Source organism: Veillonella tobetsuensis, assembly GCF_001078375.1.
In the GTDB taxonomy this organism is placed as follows: Bacteria; Bacillota; Negativicutes; order Veillonellales; family Veillonellaceae; genus Veillonella; species Veillonella tobetsuensis.
Window position 1 is genome coordinate 44,695 of the sequence record NZ_BBXI01000013.1, and the last position, 16,961, is coordinate 61,655.

The window sequence follows — 16,961 nt, forward strand, 5'->3', positions numbered from 1 at the left end:
ACAAGAAAGGCTCTCACAACAAAATCGTGAGAGCCTTTGAATAGATATAATATAATGATTATTTAGTTAGCGCACTTACATTGTCTAAGTTATGTAAGCATTTCTCTTTACCTAGTAAGGTAACAATATTATTCAAATCTGGGCCATGCATTTGGCCTGTTAAAGCCACGCGAATTGGCATGAATACAAATTTACCCTTTAAAGCAGTTTCTTTCATAACGGCCTTAATAGTTGTTTTTACGACCTCTGGTGTAATCTCATCAAGTTCAGCCAATGCATTGCGGAACGCATTAAGAACAGTTGATGCAGTTTCTTCGTTCAATACAGCACGCAATTCTTCTTCATGACCTTCTTCAAGGAATACTGTTTCACCCATGAACATACCAACATGGTCCTTAATTTGAGCACCATAGCTAATATGATCACGGAATGTAGTGCATAGCAATGTCAATCGATCGATATCTTGTTGGTTCATGCTATCTGGAGCAAGGCCAACCTCTTTTAAATGAGGTAAGCAAAGATGGAATAATTCTTCATCGCTCAAATTCTTCATGTAATGGAAGTTGATATGATTCAATTTATCGATATCAAATACGGCTGGATTTTTTGCTACACGATCCATGGAGAACGCTTGAATCAATTCATCTTGTGTGAAGAATTCCTCTTCCCCTTCTGGAGCCCATCCAAGAAGTGCTAAGAAGTTTACAAGTGCTTCTGGTAAATAGCCCAATTGTTTATATTGTTCAACAGATGTAGCACCATGACGCTTGGACATTTTCTTGTAATCTTTACCGAGAATCAAGGAAATGTGACCAAAAACCGGCACATCCCAGCCAAGGGCTTCGTAGATGGCCATTTGGCGTGGTGTGTTAGATAAATGTTCTTCTGCACGAATTACATGAGTGATTTTCATCATGTGATCGTCCATAACAACGGCAAAGTTATATACAGGAATACCATCAGATTTAACGATAACGAAATCACCTACACCATTGGATTCGAAGGACACATGACCACGAACCATATCATCGAATGCATAGGTTTTATTCAATGGTACACGAAGGCGAATTGTCGGTTTTCTACCTTCTGCACGGTATTTTTCTTTTTCTTCTTCTGATAAATGGCAGCAATGACCATTGTATTTAGGAGTTTCACCGCGTTCCATTTGGGCTTGACGAACTTCATCTAGTTCTTCAGCGGAGCAGAAACATTCATAAGCTTTATCTTCATCAAGTAAACGTTGTGTTACTTCTTTATATAAATCAAGACGTTCTGTTTGACGATACGGGCCATTTTCACCACCTACATCAACACCTTCATCCCAATTCATACCAAGCCATTGTAAAGAAGCTTTGATATTTTCTTCACTTTCACGTGTGGAACGTGCCAAATCAGTATCTTCAATGCGCAATACAAATGTGCCTTCTTCCTTACGTGCTAATAGCCAGTTAAATAGAGCGGATCGAGCCCCGCCAATATGAAATGGACCTGTTGGACTTGGTGCAAAACGTACCTTCATAATTAAACCTCTCCTTCATATACGGAAACTACCGCCTGTGCTGCAATACCTTCACGACGCCCGATAGCGCCCAGCATTTCATTGGTAGTAGCTTTAATACTAATGCGATCTAATGGGATATCTAAAACGGCCTGTAAATTCGCCTTCATCGTATCGATGTGAGGTTTTAATTTTGGTGTTTCAGAAATAACCATAATATCTATATTATAGGCTTCTAAGCCTTGTTCTTTCAACAGGGAATTAACATGTTTTAATAAAATCATGCTAGAAATCCCTTTATAAGCATCATCTTCTGGTGGAAAATAATAGCCGATATCCTTTAAACCAGCAGCACCAAGTAAGGCATCCATCAACGCATGAATCAATACATCTGCATCGGAATGACCGTCTGGACCAATGGGTGATTCAATATGAACACCGCCCAAAATGCAAGGACGCCCTTCCTTTAGTTGGTGGATATCATAACCATAACCTACACGCATACGTTGCTCCTTAATGCCTAAATATCGTTTAGCTACCGCTATATCGTTTGGTGTGGTAACCTTGATGTTCTCATAATCACCATCCAAAATATACACATCTTTGCCAATATACTCAACTAAGGACACATCATCCGTTCCCAAATAAGCATCACGCTTAGCCGTTTCCTGAGCCTCTTTGAATATATCTTTTAGAAAACCTTGTGGCGTTTGAATATTCATCAACTCATTGCGATTCAAGGTTTCTAAAACCTGTCCATCGATATCAACACGCTTAATAGTATCTGTAGATGGTACACCAATAGTTACTGCACCATGAATGCGAGCACCTTCAATTACAGATTGAAACAACTCAGGCTTTGCTAAAGGACGGGCCCCATCATGAACGAGAATGATATCTGTATCATCACTAACAGCCTGTAAACCTGCATATACAGAATCTTGCCGTTCTTTGCCCCCCTTAATTATTTGTATCGATTTTGAAAGTTGTAATGATTCAATATGTTGATTCATGTAGGATGCTTCACCATCAGCAACAACAAGTATTACTTCATCAATATCCTTGACTTGATTAATATGACTTAACGTCCACTGAATAATTGATTTAGAACCGAGTTTAATAAATATTTTATTCTCCTCATGTCCCATGCGACGACCAGCTCCAGCAGCAAGAACGATACAACTAACCTTACTCATGCTTACCTCCATCAACACGTGCGAAGATCATGCGTCCTGCACTTGTTTGCAAAATAGATGTAACCATAACCTCTACCTCTTGTCCCACATAAGGGCGACCATCTTCAACAACGATCATAGTACCATCATCTAAGTATGCCACTCCTTGTTGTACTTCTTTACCTTCTTTCATCACTTGAACGCGAATCCATTCACCGGCAATGAGGACTGGCTTTAATACATTAGCTAATTCATTTAGATTTAAAACCTTAATTCCTTGTACACGGGCAACTTTGTTTAGATTAAAATCGTTAGTCATTAGTTTCCATTGTTTTTCTAAGGCTAAACGCATGAGTTTTGAGTCAACCTCTTGTAAGTCATCGTAATCATCCTCTACAATTTCAATAGTTACCACCTTGGCATCTTGCATCTCTTTCAAAATATCTAAACCACGACGTCCCCGATTTCGTTTCATTGCATCTGCAGAGTCAGAAATAATTTGCAATTCATTTAATACAAATAGAGGTACCACTAATGGACCTTCAATGAAGCCTGTAGCACATAAGTCCTTGATTCTCCCATCGATGATAACAGATGTATCAAGCAGTTTAGAGCTTCCATTATTATCGCTTGCCTTATTGGAACCAAACACCTTAAAGCCTTTTGATTTTTTTGTGCTTAATTCGCCACGTTTCCATTGTCTCATATAATTCAAGTACATTTCAGGTCCTTTTCGGGCCATTAATCGCACACCGCTATAACCAAAAATGGCACTCAAAATGATGGAAATATACGGACCTATAATAGGAACTTGATTAAATGCTACACCAATTAAATTAGCAATAATAAGACCAAATAATAAACCAATGGTGCCTGCAATTAACTCTTGATTAGGAATATGGGTCAATACACGTTCCAATCGTCTCGCAATAACTAAACCTTGTTTTAAAATAAAAGACGACACAAAATAGCCGATTATAATACCTAAAATTGTACCCACCACAACTACAGCAATTCGCGCTACTGTTAGCGACATATCACCAAAACTTGCAAAGTGCGTTACTAAATAGGGATCAATAATAGGGGCTAAATTGTCCATGCCTACGTATGCAGCCGTCCCAATAAGGATGGCAATAACATACCGTAAAATGCCATAAATCATGGCAACACCTCCTTTAATACTATAAGAGTTTATATTGTATGAATTAGCCTTCTATGAATTATAGAGTGATGTACTATTATGAAAATACGAGCTGCATAGCCTGTGCAATAGACGTAACGCCACGAACTTGAATAGAATCATCATTATGTTTAATTTGTTTATAATTTCCATCTGGAATTATAAACTTTGTAAAACCTAATTTCTTCGCTTCATTAATCCGTTGCTCAATACGAGGAATGCTTCGTACATTACCAGTCAAGCCCACCTCACCAAGAATAATCATATCATGAGGAACCACACGATTTTTAAGATTAGAAACAATAGCTACCGCCATCGATAAATCACAGGCTGGCTCATTAACCTTCAAACCACCTATAACGTTGACGTATACATCCTTATTGCCAAGTGTAAAACCACATCGTTTCTCCAATACGGCTAATAAGACAATTAAACGGTTTAAATCATAACCTATAGCGGTACGTCTTGGCATTCCAAAAGCAGTAGTAGCTACTAAACTTTGAACCTCTACCAAAATTGGCCGTACACCTTCTAGATAAATCATGACGGCGCTACCACTTTCATCATCAGAACGCTCTGCTAATAAAGCTGCCGATGGATTAGCAAGCTCTGTTAAACCATCTTCAATCATCGTAAAAATCCCTGTTTCTGAAGTTGATCCAAAACGATTCTTAATCGCCCGTAAAATGCGGAACTGATAAGAACGTTCGCCTTCAAAATAAAGTACAACGTCTACCATATGTTCGAGCATACGAGGACCAGCTATATTGCCTTCCTTTGTCACATGTCCAATGATAATAGTCGGTATATTCTGTTCCTTACAAAATCGCAATAAACGAGATGTACATTCCCTAACCTGGCTAACACTACCTGGTGCAGCTTCAATATCAGCAGTATACATTGTCTGAATTGAATCTATAACCAATAAAGATGGACTTTGTTCTAATGCGACCTCAAGAATATGGTCTAAGTCGGTATCAGCTATAACATGTAGACGATTGCTATTGATATGTAATCTCTCAGCTCGCAACTTTAACTGTAGTTGCGATTCTTCACCAGACGCATACAATACAGTACCAACTGTATCGGCCACAGTTTGTGATACTTGTAAGAGTAATGTAGATTTACCAATACCAGGATCTCCACCTAATAGCATTAAAGCACCAGGAACAATACCTCCACCAAGAACTCGATCAATTTCCTTGTACGTTGTTGGAATTCTTGACACAGCAGACATCTCAATATCCGGTAAAGCTACAGGTTTTGTTGTATTTTTTCCTACACCACGTACTGTCGGCGTACGACTATGTTTTGTTTCCTTTACCACTTCTTCCACAAGTGTGTTCCATTCACCGCATTGAGGGCATTTGCCCATCCACTTAGCAGATTCTGCACCACAATTATTACAAAAGAAAACGGTTTTAACCTTTGCCATACAACCCCCATGAGTAAAAAAGGTCATGAATGATAATTCACTCATGACCTTATGTGCATAATTTATACTACGGTCAACTATTATCACTAATAGTATACCATTTTGACATTATATTTTATATAACAGTCTATCAGAAAACGATATTTATTCTCTTTTATTTAAAAGTTGATACAATAATTTGATCACCTTCAATATCTGCTTTGATTGTAGAACCGTTCTAGTGCTTTGATTCTATCTTTTAATTGAGCTACTTCCTATAAGTTCTCATTGCCTATAGCCGTTTCTAGTTGATGCCGTAATTGTTTGATTTCATATTACATCACTCCTTCCGTAATGTCTCTATCATGGAAGCGTATAGGTTTCTTATGGCATCATTTCTAGATTCATAATCTACATGTTCAATAATACTAGCAAATGCATTATGCATCATTTGGGCCTCACGCTTTGTCATTTTATTGTCTTGTAAAAGTTGGAATAAAGATTGATCAACATCACGTAAATCAATCAAACGCTCTACTCGATTAGGTCCTTCATAAATACGATATGTCGTAACAGCAGGTACCATATCAGATGTCTCTGGCTCTAATTTACGAATTAAAATATAGCCACCTAAGCCACGTCTTGACTCAACGTCAAATCCACGTTCATTGGAAAAACGTGTACTCAATACATAGCTAATCTGTGACGGTGCACAATCTAACTCATCGGCCAACTCATTTCGTTTTAAAATTAAATTTTCTTGTTCTTCTCTTAATTTATTAAGAATAAATTTTTCTATTTTATCAGCTACAACGCTCATAATAACACCTCTTTATCTCTTTGTCTTTTTGTTCTTTCAATATAAGTTTATTATATTTGACTATTTGACCATTGTCAAACAATAAGCCAAATATATTGAGTCTTTTATTTGACTAATCGCTAAATAACTATCTCTAGTACTTATTTAATTCTATCTATAAGAATACATAAATCCGTCTATGAATGGACTAATATATAAATTCAATGTATAATAGTTAAGATATATTATGATGTATACGAAAGAAGGTGCTACAATGGCAGATGCATTAGGTCATCAATTATTACTAGATTTATATTCTTGCAATGAAGAATCTCTCTCTTCCGCTGCAACTGTACAGGAAAGCGTAGCGGCTGCATTTGAATTAGCTGATGTAGAATTAAACGAAATAGACTATCAAGTTATGGATGACGAAATTATCGTATTAGCCATTGCAAAGCAATTTCATTTTACATTGCATGCTTATTCAGAATTAGGCTATGTAGCAGTTGATTTATTCTCCTTCAATCGTGCTCTTCCACTTACAAAATTTATGAAATCCTTACGCCAGGCCTTTGGCTCTGAAAAGGTAAAAGCTACTACCGTACAACGTGGTGACTTTGGCAACGAACGTGATATGAAACCTCGTCGTAAAACAAAGATCACTACATTAGGTCGTGTATTCCGCACACGTATCCAATTAAAACAAACAGGTGGTAAACTAAAAAAACAAAGTGCTAAGGTAATTAAATCATTAGCTAAAAAAAGCGGATTAAAAAAATAATATACAAAAGGCCTGGTTCAAAATGAACAAGACCTTTTACTATGAAAAAAGCTAGAGAAAACTCTCTAGCTTTTTATTTATGAATCTTTATATAGTATGACTATGTAAGATATAGACTATCTACGAATAAGCATTTCCTCTAAATCTAAAGTCATAACGATATCATCGGTATCTTCACATAGATACTCTGCATTGGCTTCGATTAATTCTTTTTCTGTACCATAACCATATGTGACACCAATAGAAATACAACCTAATTCATTACCTGATACCACATCGTATTTTCTATCTCCTACCATATATACAAGACGACGCCCTGTATCATCTGTTAATGGATTACCGCATAAGTCAATCGCTTTTTGAAGAATCTCTTTCTTATGAATCAATCCTTCTTTATGATTAGCACCAACTATTACATCAAAATATGGCGTAATAGAGAAATGGTCTAAAATTTCTCGAGCATATATTTCTGGTTTAGCCGTAGCCAAAGCAACTGTATAATGCTCATTTTTCACCTTTGCTAACAAATCAATAATATTTGGATATAATTGATTTTCAAACTTACCAATAGTGCCGTATCGTTCACCGAATTTCTTATATACTTCTTCAGCTTGCTCTATAGTCATCCCACAATATTGTTGTAAGGAATCTACAATAGGTGGTCCAAGAAATAATAATTGTGTTTCATATGGTGGTATATCATAACCAAAAGCTTCTAAAGCGAACTCAAGACTTTTTAAAATGCCTTCTTTAGAATCAGTTAGAGTACCATCAAGATCAAAAATTATAGTCTTATTCATAATTATTTCTTCAATGCCTCTTTTAATGTATGCCATGCCAATACTGCACATTTTACCCGAGCCGGCATATTAGAGATATTTTGTAAAGCCATAGCATCTTCTAAATCTTCAAGTTCAGATTCATCAGTTACGTCTTTTTTAATCATACCTAAGAATAATTCTACTAAACGCAACGCTTCTTCTACGGGTTTACCTTTGATAATATCAATCATCATAGATGCAGATGCTTGACTGATTGCACAGCCAGAACCAGTATAGGCAGCATCTTTAATGATACCGTCTTTCACATCAATTTGTAGTGTTAAATCATCACCACAACTTGGATTGTGTCCGTGCTCGGAAGCGGTAAACTCACTTAATTCACGTTTATTACGTTTATCTTGGTTATGTTCCAAAATAAGTTCCGTATACAATTGATCCATTTCCATATGAATGTCTCCTAATCTTTAAAGCCCATTACTGAACGGACAGTCTTTAATACTTCTAAGAATGCATCTAAATCTTCTTTACGGGTGTACAAGTACATGCTAAGGCGTGTTGAAGCAGCCACCTTAAAGAATGCCCCCAATGGTTGTGCACAGTGATGACCAGAACGCACACAAATACCTTTAGAATCCAAGATAGTTGCCACATCATGAGGATGTACGTCATCAATGGTGAAAGCAATAACACCATGTTTCTCTCTTGGATTAGAACTACCTAGTACTTGTACATGTGGAATTTCAAGCATCTTAGGTAATACATAAGATACTAAACTTTCTTCATGAGCCTCGATAGCATCCATACCAAAAGATTCTAAATAATCAATCGCTGCATGTAAGGACACTGCACCATGAGCATTTGGTGTACCAGCTTCAAATTTATATGGCAATTCATTAAATGTAGTAGATTGTTCTTTTACATATTCAATCATATCGCCACCAAGTAAGAATGGTGGCATTTTTTCCAATAATGCACGTTTACCATATAGTACACCAATACCTTGTGATGCACACATTTTATGACCGGAGAATACAAAGAAATCACAATCTAATGCCTGTACATCTACCTTCATATGAGGCGTAGATTGAGCACCATCAAGAACGACAACAGCACCTACTGAGTGAGCCTTAGCAATTAGGTCTTTCACAGGAAATTCCATACCAAGTACATTACTCACATGAGCAAAGGCCACAATTTTAGTGCTTTCATCTATTTTATCAATCTCACCATCTTTCAAATGGCCAGAATCATCTAAGTACATATACTCAAGGGTAGCACCTGTTTTCTCAGCCACATATTGCCATGTAACAAGGTTTGCATGATGTTCTGCAACAGTTATAACGATTTTATCGCCTTCTGAAAGAAAATTAGCACCATAACTATGAGCAATGAGATTCATAGATTCAGTTGTATTACGGGTAAATATAACCTCTTCTCGTTCACGAGCATTGATAAATTCCACAACGCGATCACGAGCATTTTCATAAGCTTCAGATGCTTCAATAGCGAGAATATGAGATCCACGATGCGGATTACCATTATGATGAAGCATATGATCTGTAAGGCGACTGATTACCATTTGAGGAATTTGTGTAGTAGCACCACTATCTAAATACACCAAGCGATGCCCATTATGCTCCTTCTGTAAAATAGGAAAATCTTTATATGCTTCTGTAATAGGTCTCATACTAATTCCTCTTTAAATTTTATTACGCACTGCAGTCAATGCGGCTTTCTCAATCACTTCATCACCAATTCTATCAATAATTGGACGAATCATAGATTCTACGATGATATGTTTAGCTTCTACCTCACTAAAGCCACGGCTCATGAGATAGAACAATTTATTTTGATCAATTTGTCCTGCACTAGCGGCATGATTCCCCACTACATTATCTTCTTTACATAATAATAAAGGTAAAGAAATAGATTTTACAGTAGGATCTAACAATAAACATGTGTCTTCTTCAGCACCTTCTGAGGCAACAGCACCACGAAGGAAGTCCAATGTACCACGGAAGGATTTTTTTGCAGTATCGCTCAAAGCACCTAAAGTATGGATATCACTGAAGGATTTTTTACCACCATGACTCATAAGCATAGCAATATCGAATTTTTGCTCTTTATTACCTAAATAAGCAATATCATGTACGATTTTACTAGATTGACCTTGTAAATCATGCTCATAATGCAAGAAGTTTTCTTTACCACCAATTTCAACATTGATATATTCAACATCTGCATTATCTTCAAGTTTAGTATAGCGATGTTCGATATGTTGAATCGTATCGTCTAAAAGATTTACTTTTTTAACAACAACCTTAGCATTCGCTTTTACATCATATTCATTGAAATATTGAACATTTGTTGTATTTGCTAAACCGCCATCTAAGAAGAATTGAACCTCAAGGTTTGCCCCTTCTTCTACGATAAATTGGAAACGACTTGCAATACGTGCGCCTGCATCAATACGAATACCTACTATTTCATTAGCATTAGCAGGTACATGTACAGCATAACCTTCTGCACTATTCACTAATTGTGTTAATGCAACATCATTTGCACCTTTATAATTTGGATTTATCAAAGCTGTACCAGTTGGTAATTCACTTATAATCGCATCATTACCTTTTACCAATACAGATTTAGTTTCTTCAGATTCTCCCAAAAGACTTGCTGGAGTATGGTTTACACGCAACCATCTAAAGGTAGGTCTAGGAAGTTCATTAAATAATAATTCGCTCATAGTACCTCCTTAACCGATAGAACCTTCTAATTCAAGATTGATTAGATTATTCATTTCTACTGCGTATTCCAATGGCAATTCTTTAGAAATTGGTTCTACGAAGCCGCGAACAAGCATAGCACGAGCTTCTTCTTCACTAATACCACGCGTCATAAGGTAGAAAATAGCTTCATCGGAAATGCGACCAATTTTAGCTTCATGACCTAAATCGACATTATCATTTTCTACAATGATAGCTGGAATTGTATCGGATTGAGAAATCTCATCTAACATCAAAGATTCACAAGATACAGTCGCTTTTGCATGTTCTGCTTTAGGACCAATTTTCAAAAGGCCACGGTAAATAGCAGCACCACCAGATTTGGAGATAGATTTAGAATTTACATTACTTGTTGTATATGGTGCATTATGAACCACCTTACAGCCCGTATCAAGGAACTGACCTTCCCCAGCGAAAGTTACGCCTGTAAATTCAGCATGAGCGCCCTCACCATTAAGAATACTCATTGGATACAAGCAAGATACACGAGAACCAAAGGAACCAGATACCCACTCGATAGTACCACCCTTACCTACAACACAACGTTTTGTATTGAGGTTATACATGTTCTTAGACCAGTTTTCAATTGTAGAATAACGCAATGTAGCATTATCTTTAACGAACAATTCAACTGCGCCTGCATGAAGATTAGATACATCATATTTAGGAGCAGAACAACCTTCGATAAAGTGAACCTTTGCACCTTCTTCTACAATGATCATAGTGTGTTCGAACTGGCCAGCACCTGGTGCATTCAAACGGAAATAGGATTGCAAAGGAATATCCACTTGTACACCTGCCGGAACATATACAAAGGAACCACCAGACCATACGGCGCCATGAAGAGCAGCCCATTTGTGATCAGTAGGTGGAATCAATGTCATCCAATATTTTTTTACAATTTCTTCATGCTCATGAAGAGCTGTTTCGATATCTGTATAAATAACACCTTGTTTTACAAGGTCTTCTTGTATACTGTGATATACAACTTCAGAGTCGTATTGAGCGCCTACACCAGCAAGAGATGTTTTCTCTGCTTCAGGAATACCAAGACGATCAAAAGTACTCTTAATATCCTCAGGAACTTCGTCCCAATTTTCTTTCATATCTACTTTTGGCTTAACATAGGTATAAATATTTTCCATATCTAAGCCAGAAATATCTGGAATCCAATTAGGAATTTCCATGCGATTATAAATCTCTAAGGATTTCAAACGGAAGTCAAGCATCCATTCAGGTTCATTTTTATTAGCCCAAATTTCACGGATAATTTCTTCTGTTAAACCAGCATCAGCAATATAGGAATATTCAAAATTATTCTTTATATCATAGACGCCACGGTCCATATCCGCAACTTGGGTTTTCTTTCTTTCTTCCATGTTGCCTCCTATGCTAATGCTTTGTATGCGTCGTAACCTTTTTCTTCAATTTCACGAACCAAAGAAGCATCACCAGTCTTAACGATTTTACCGTTAATCAAAACATGTACAAAATCAGGTTTTAATTTTTGTAAAATTTGATTGTGGTGAGTAATGATTAATACTGCGTTGTCTTCATTGTGGAATCGATTAACACCTTCGGAAACGATACGAACTGCATCGACATCAAGACCAGAGTCAGTTTCGTCAAGAATTGCCAATTTAGGATTCAAAATGGCCATTTGAAGAATTTCATTTTTCTTGCGTTCACCACCGGAGAAACCTTCATTTACATAACGTTGTGCGTAAGATGTATCAAAGGATAATTCATCCATTTTTTCTTTCAATTCTTTTTTGAAAGCTAAGGCACGTACATTTTCACCTGTAATAGTGGATTTAGCCGTACGAATAAAGTTTTCTACTGTAATACCAGGTACAGAAATTGGATGTTGGAAAGACATGAAAATACCCGCTTTTGCACGATCATTTACAGCATCTTCCGTAATATCATTTCCGTCAAATACAATAGAACCTTTATCAACTGTATACAATGGGTTACCCATGATAGCATTTGCCAATGTAGACTTACCAGCACCATTTGTACCCATTACAACGTGAACTTCACCTTTATTTATTGTCAAATCAATGCCCTTAAGGATTTTTTTATCTTCTACGGACACCTCTAAATCTTTTATCTGAAGTAATTCAGCCAAAATATTTCACTCCTTCGTATCAGCAATACTGATTTAAGATTAAAACTTTATATTCACATAGAAAAACGGCGGTACGCACAAAGCTGACACCGCCGTATTATCTCGCCACTTTAGCAAGTATGTGCATAACAATCTACACTCATTATACATTCTTCTCTAAATGATAGCAAGATATTCCTACTAAAATATACAGGAATTAAAAGAATATCAAGTATTACATATATTGATACATTTTTATTGGTATTCATTCTCATCTATTTTAATTCTCAATATTAAATTACAGATTAGAAAAATCTAAGGTACTAAACAAATCATCATATGTTTCAGCACGACGAATTTGAGTCACAGAACCATCTTTGTGTAATAGCAACTCTGCTGATCGTAATTTACCATTATAATTGAAGCCCATGGAATGACCATGTGCGCCCGTATCATGGATGATAATTCGATCCCCCATATCGATTTTAGGTAATTCCCGTTGGATAGCAAATTTATCGTTGTTTTCACATAAAGAACCAGTAACATCATATACATGATCCTTAGGCGCATTTTCTTTCCCCATTACAGTGATGTGATGATAAGAACCATACAATGCAGGGCGCATCAAATCAGCCATACAAGAATCAAGACCAATATAATGACGATAAATATCCTTTTTATGAATAGCTGTGGAAACAAGATAACCAAACGGACCTGTTACCATACGGCCACATTCATAAGCTAAAGCAACGTTATTAAGACCATTGGCTACGAGGATAGAATCATATACTTCATGAACACGTTTACTTAATACTTCAAAATCTACAGGTGTTTGCTCTGGTTTGTACGCCACACCTACCCCACCACCAAGATCAATGAAATCTACGGTGATACCGAGTTCTTTTTTTATATCGACAGCAAGGTTAAAACAAATTTCTGCGGTCCCTACCAAGCCTTCAACATCAAGCTCATTAGATACAACCATCGTATGAATCCCAAAGTGTTTTACGCCTTTATCTTGTAATATTTTATAGGCCTCAAATACTTGGTCGCGAGTCATACCATATTTAGCCTCTTCAGGAATACCAATAATTGTATTGCCACCTTCTTTTAAGGAACCTGGATTATAACGTACACAGAATGTATCAGGTAAAGAACCGTGATTCTTTTCTAAGTATTCAATATGTGTAATATCATCAAGATTAATAATAGAACCCAGTTCTAGTGCTTTTTTATATTCTACATATGGTGTGTCATTCGATGTAAACATAATATCGTGGCCAGTAATGCCTACTTTTTCACAGAGCATTAACTCTGCCAAGGATGAGCAATCCGCACCAACACCAAGATTTTGTAACAAACGCATAATATATGGATTTGGTGTTGCTTTTACAGCGAAGTATTGTTTAAACCCTTTATTCCAAGAAAAAGCAGAAATAAAGCGTTTCATATTATCTACAATACCTTCTTCATCATAGATATGAAATGGTGTTGGATATTGGGCTATAATTGCCTCTAATTGTTCAGATGTAAACGGAACAGTTTTTGTATTCATAATACCCTCTCTACATAAATAAAGACCCATCAAAATGATGAGCCTATATCCTAATTATTTAAATAAAGCTTTATCTAAGCTAAAACGACCAGCCCCAGCAAAGAACAACATAATAGCACCAAAGCCCATTTGAGATGGATAGTCCCAACCGAAGAAATTTCCGCTCAAATGTAAGAGTGTAGCCGTTGCCAATGTACCAATCAGCATTAGAGAACCTATACGCGTAAATAGGCCAAGTGCTACGAGAATACCACCCACCATTTCAGCAAAAGCTGCTATAGTTCCTAGTATTTCATAACCACCAGTTACGCCAAGAGGTGCTAACATAGCCCCAACATTATATAGTCCTTGAGATCCACCTAGCCATTTTAAATATCCATGGTAGAACATAGATGCGCCTATTGCTAAACGATAGAATAATAAGCCAAAATTAATATAATTAGGTTTACTTTTAAATAAAAAGTTCAACATAGTATCACCTCTACAGTATATAGATAATTTTCGATGTAATTATTATAAACCGAACAACAACACCTGTCAAACTAAGACTCATTCAAATTCTATAGAATTATACCACAATGTACATACAAAAGCAATTTATCTCTACCTATATAAACCATTCATACTATAAAAATATTCCTAATGAACCTGAGAATAAACCATTCTTGATTCATTAGGAATATTATGGTGCTTAAATATTAATTTTTAGCGATTGATTACATCATGCCGCCCATGCCGCCCATTGGAGGCATAGCAGGAACTGCAGCATTTTCTTCTACTTTATCAGCTACGATAGTTTCTGTAGTCAATACAAGAGATGCGATGGATGCAGCGTTTTGAAGAGCAGAACGAGTAACTTTTGCTGGGTCCACGATACCAGCTTTTACCATGTCAATATATTCTTCAGTCAATGCGTTGAAGCCGATGCCAGCATCAGTATTTTTTACTTTTTCTACTACAACAGAACCTTCAAGACCAGCATTATAAGCAATTTGACGAACTGGTTCTTCAACAGCACGTTTTACAAGGTTGATACCTGTTTGAACATCACCAGTAGCTTCCAATGTATCCAATGCAGGAATGATATCGATGAAAGTAGTACCACCACCAGCTACGATACCTTCTTCTACTGCAGCGCGAGTTGCATTCAATGCGTCTTCGATACGAAGTTTTTTATCTTTCATTTCAACTTCTGTAGCAGCACCTACTTCGATAACTGCAACACCACCGGATAATTTAGCAAGGCGCTCTTGTAATTTTTCACGGTCGAATTCGGAAGTAGTTTCTTCTACTTGTGCACGGATTTGGCTAACGCGTTTAGCGATTACTTCTTTATCGCCTACACCATCGATGATTGTAGTTTCGTCTTTAGTGATGCGAATTTGACGAGCTGTACCAAGATCAGTAAGCTCTACGGAATCAAGTTTACGGCCCATATCTTCAGTGATTACAGTACCACCAGTCAAGATGGCAATATCTTCAAGCATAGCTTTACGACGGTCACCGAAGCCAGGAGCTTTAACAGCAACAGCTTTGAATGTGCCACGCAAACGGTTTACTACTAATGTAGCCAATGCTTCGCCTTCTACATCTTCAGCAATGATAAGAAGTTCTTTACCTACTTTTACCACTTTTTCAAGTGTAGGCAACATGTCAGCAATAGCGCTGATTTTACGGTCAGTAATCAAGATATATGGATTGTCCATAACAGCTTCCATGCGGTCAGGATCAGTTACCATGTAAGGGGAAATGTAACCACGGTCGAATTGCATACCTTCTACTACGTTTAATGCAGTTTGCAAGCCTTTAGATTCTTCTACAGTGATAACGCCGTCGTTACCAACTTTTTCCATAGCTTCTGCAATCAAACCACCGATTTCTTCATCAGCTGCAGATACACTAGCTACTTGAGCAATTTCAGCTTTGCCAGAAACTTTAATAGAGCGTTTTTTGATTTCTTCTACCAATGTTTTAACTGCTGTTTCAATGCCTTTTTTCAAGATCATTGGATTAGCACCAGCTGCTACGTTACGCATACCTTCTTGAATCATAGCTTGTGCCAATACAGTTGCAGTAGTAGTACCGTCACCAGCTACATCATTAGTTTTAGTAGCAACTTCTTTTACCAATTGCGCACCCATGTTTTCAAATGGATCTGGAAGTTCGATATCACGAGCAATAGTTACACCATCGTTTGTGATTGTTGGGGAACCGAATTTTTTATCCAATACAACATTGCGGCCTTTTGGTCCCAATGTAACCTTTACAGCATTTGCTAATTGGTCAACGCCACGACCCAATGCGCGACGAGCTTCTTCATTAAACAAGATTTCTTTTGCCATATGTATTACCTCCTAGATAGTATCACTATCCAATGTAACGAAATATATGTGCCCTTAGGCAATATAGAATGTATCATTAGTTTTTATAGTCATTATGACTACAAATTAGCAATTATAATACTGCTAAGATATCGCGTTCGCTAATAATCAAGTGAGTAGCGCCATCGATTTCTAATTCGCTACCAGCATATTTTGCAAACATAACAGTGTCGCCAACTTTAACCTCTGGAGCTACACGTTGACCATTGTCATATACTTTACCAGCACCTACAGCTACAACTACACCTTCTTGAGGTTTTTCTTTTGCTGTATCTGGAAGGAAAATACCACTTTTAGTTTTTTCTTCTTTTGCTTCTAAACGGATAATAACGCGATCAGCTAATGGTTTTAACATATGATGTCACTCCTTATATATCATTCATTATTTGTTAGCACTCAACAACATCGAGTGCTAATTACATGTATTATTATAACCGATGGTAAAATAATTGCAAGCATTATTTTTGATTTTTTGACTATTTAGATTTTTAAAGACTTAT

16 protein-coding genes are annotated in these 16,961 nt (G+C 36.8%); 1 reads left to right on the top strand and 15 read right to left on the bottom strand.

Annotated features, from left to right (window positions below; all coding sequences use genetic code 11):
* Window positions 1–58: 58 nt before the first annotated feature.
* From gltX to VEI_RS05220, 5 genes are all read right to left on the bottom strand, one after another.
* On the bottom strand, window positions 59–1,519 hold the full coding sequence (gltX, locus tag VEI_RS05200) for a glutamate--tRNA ligase (RefSeq protein ID WP_059362793.1): 1,461 nt from the start codon (window positions 1,517–1,519) through the stop codon (window positions 59–61).
* A 2-nt stretch (window positions 1,520–1,521) separates the two neighbouring features.
* Window positions 1,522–2,694: a 2-C-methyl-D-erythritol 4-phosphate cytidylyltransferase gene (ispD, locus tag VEI_RS05205; RefSeq protein WP_059362795.1), complete on the bottom strand. Its 1,173-nt coding sequence runs from the start codon at window positions 2,692–2,694 to the stop codon at window positions 1,522–1,524.
* Window positions 2,687–3,835 (bottom strand): PIN/TRAM domain-containing protein, encoded by a 1,149-nt coding sequence (locus VEI_RS05210; RefSeq protein WP_059362798.1) that lies wholly within the window; start codon window positions 3,833–3,835, stop codon window positions 2,687–2,689. Before VEI_RS05210 ends, ispD begins: the two co-directional genes overlap by 8 nt.
* Window positions 3,836–3,911: 76 nt before the next feature.
* A complete protein-coding gene (gene radA, locus VEI_RS05215) occupies window positions 3,912–5,288 on the bottom strand; it encodes a DNA repair protein RadA (RefSeq protein WP_059362801.1) in 1,377 nt (458 codons plus the stop codon).
* Between the two features lie 319 nt (window positions 5,289–5,607).
* The gene (locus VEI_RS05220) at window positions 5,608–6,087 is read right to left on the bottom strand and encodes a CtsR family transcriptional regulator (RefSeq protein WP_059362804.1); all 480 of its coding nucleotides are present in this window, start codon (window positions 6,085–6,087) and stop codon (window positions 5,608–5,610) included.
* Window positions 6,088–6,340: 253 nt separating this feature from the next.
* Here VEI_RS05220 and VEI_RS05225 point away from each other — a divergent pair, with 253 nt between their 5' ends.
* Window positions 6,341–6,847, top strand: a complete 507-nt coding sequence (locus VEI_RS05225; RefSeq protein ID WP_059362809.1) for an S-adenosylmethionine decarboxylase family protein — start codon at window positions 6,341–6,343, stop codon at window positions 6,845–6,847.
* Between the two features lie 116 nt (window positions 6,848–6,963).
* Here VEI_RS05225 and VEI_RS05230 read toward each other — a convergent pair whose 3' ends face one another.
* The 10 genes from VEI_RS05230 to groES all read right to left on the bottom strand — a co-directional run bounded on the left by VEI_RS05230 (window position 6,964) and on the right by groES (window position 16,816).
* Entirely contained in the window at window positions 6,964–7,647 is a 684-nt protein-coding gene (locus tag VEI_RS05230; protein WP_059362817.1) for an HAD hydrolase-like protein, read from the bottom strand.
* A gap of 2 nt (window positions 7,648–7,649) precedes the next feature.
* Entirely contained in the window at window positions 7,650–8,075 is a 426-nt protein-coding gene (gene sufU, locus VEI_RS05235; protein ID WP_059362820.1) for a Fe-S cluster assembly sulfur transfer protein SufU, read from the bottom strand.
* Window positions 8,076–8,086: 11 nt separating this feature from the next.
* Window positions 8,087–9,316, bottom strand: a complete 1,230-nt coding sequence (locus VEI_RS05240; RefSeq protein ID WP_059362824.1) for a SufS family cysteine desulfurase — start codon at window positions 9,314–9,316, stop codon at window positions 8,087–8,089.
* A 12-nt stretch (window positions 9,317–9,328) separates the two neighbouring features.
* Window positions 9,329–10,375: a SufD family Fe-S cluster assembly protein gene (locus tag VEI_RS05245; RefSeq protein WP_059362827.1), complete on the bottom strand. Its 1,047-nt coding sequence runs from the start codon at window positions 10,373–10,375 to the stop codon at window positions 9,329–9,331.
* A 9-nt stretch (window positions 10,376–10,384) separates the two neighbouring features.
* Window positions 10,385–11,794 (bottom strand): Fe-S cluster assembly protein SufB, encoded by a 1,410-nt coding sequence (gene sufB / locus VEI_RS05250; RefSeq protein WP_059362830.1) that lies wholly within the window; start codon window positions 11,792–11,794, stop codon window positions 10,385–10,387.
* Window positions 11,795–11,802: 8 nt separating this feature from the next.
* Entirely contained in the window at window positions 11,803–12,546 is a 744-nt protein-coding gene (gene sufC / locus VEI_RS05255) for a Fe-S cluster assembly ATPase SufC (RefSeq protein ID WP_059362833.1), read from the bottom strand.
* Between the two features lie 277 nt (window positions 12,547–12,823).
* Window positions 12,824–14,080 (bottom strand): diaminopimelate decarboxylase family protein, encoded by a 1,257-nt coding sequence (locus VEI_RS05260; RefSeq protein WP_059362836.1) that lies wholly within the window; start codon window positions 14,078–14,080, stop codon window positions 12,824–12,826.
* Between the two features lie 54 nt (window positions 14,081–14,134).
* The gene (locus tag VEI_RS05265) at window positions 14,135–14,551 is read right to left on the bottom strand and encodes a DoxX family protein (protein WP_059362839.1); all 417 of its coding nucleotides are present in this window, start codon (window positions 14,549–14,551) and stop codon (window positions 14,135–14,137) included.
* A 245-nt stretch (window positions 14,552–14,796) separates the two neighbouring features.
* A complete protein-coding gene (gene groL / locus VEI_RS05270) occupies window positions 14,797–16,422 on the bottom strand; it encodes a chaperonin GroEL (RefSeq protein WP_059362843.1) in 1,626 nt (541 codons plus the stop codon).
* 112 nt (window positions 16,423–16,534) lie between these two features.
* The gene (gene groES / locus VEI_RS05275) at window positions 16,535–16,816 is read right to left on the bottom strand and encodes a co-chaperone GroES (protein ID WP_059362846.1); all 282 of its coding nucleotides are present in this window, start codon (window positions 16,814–16,816) and stop codon (window positions 16,535–16,537) included.
* Between the last annotated feature and the right edge of the window lie 145 nt (window positions 16,817–16,961).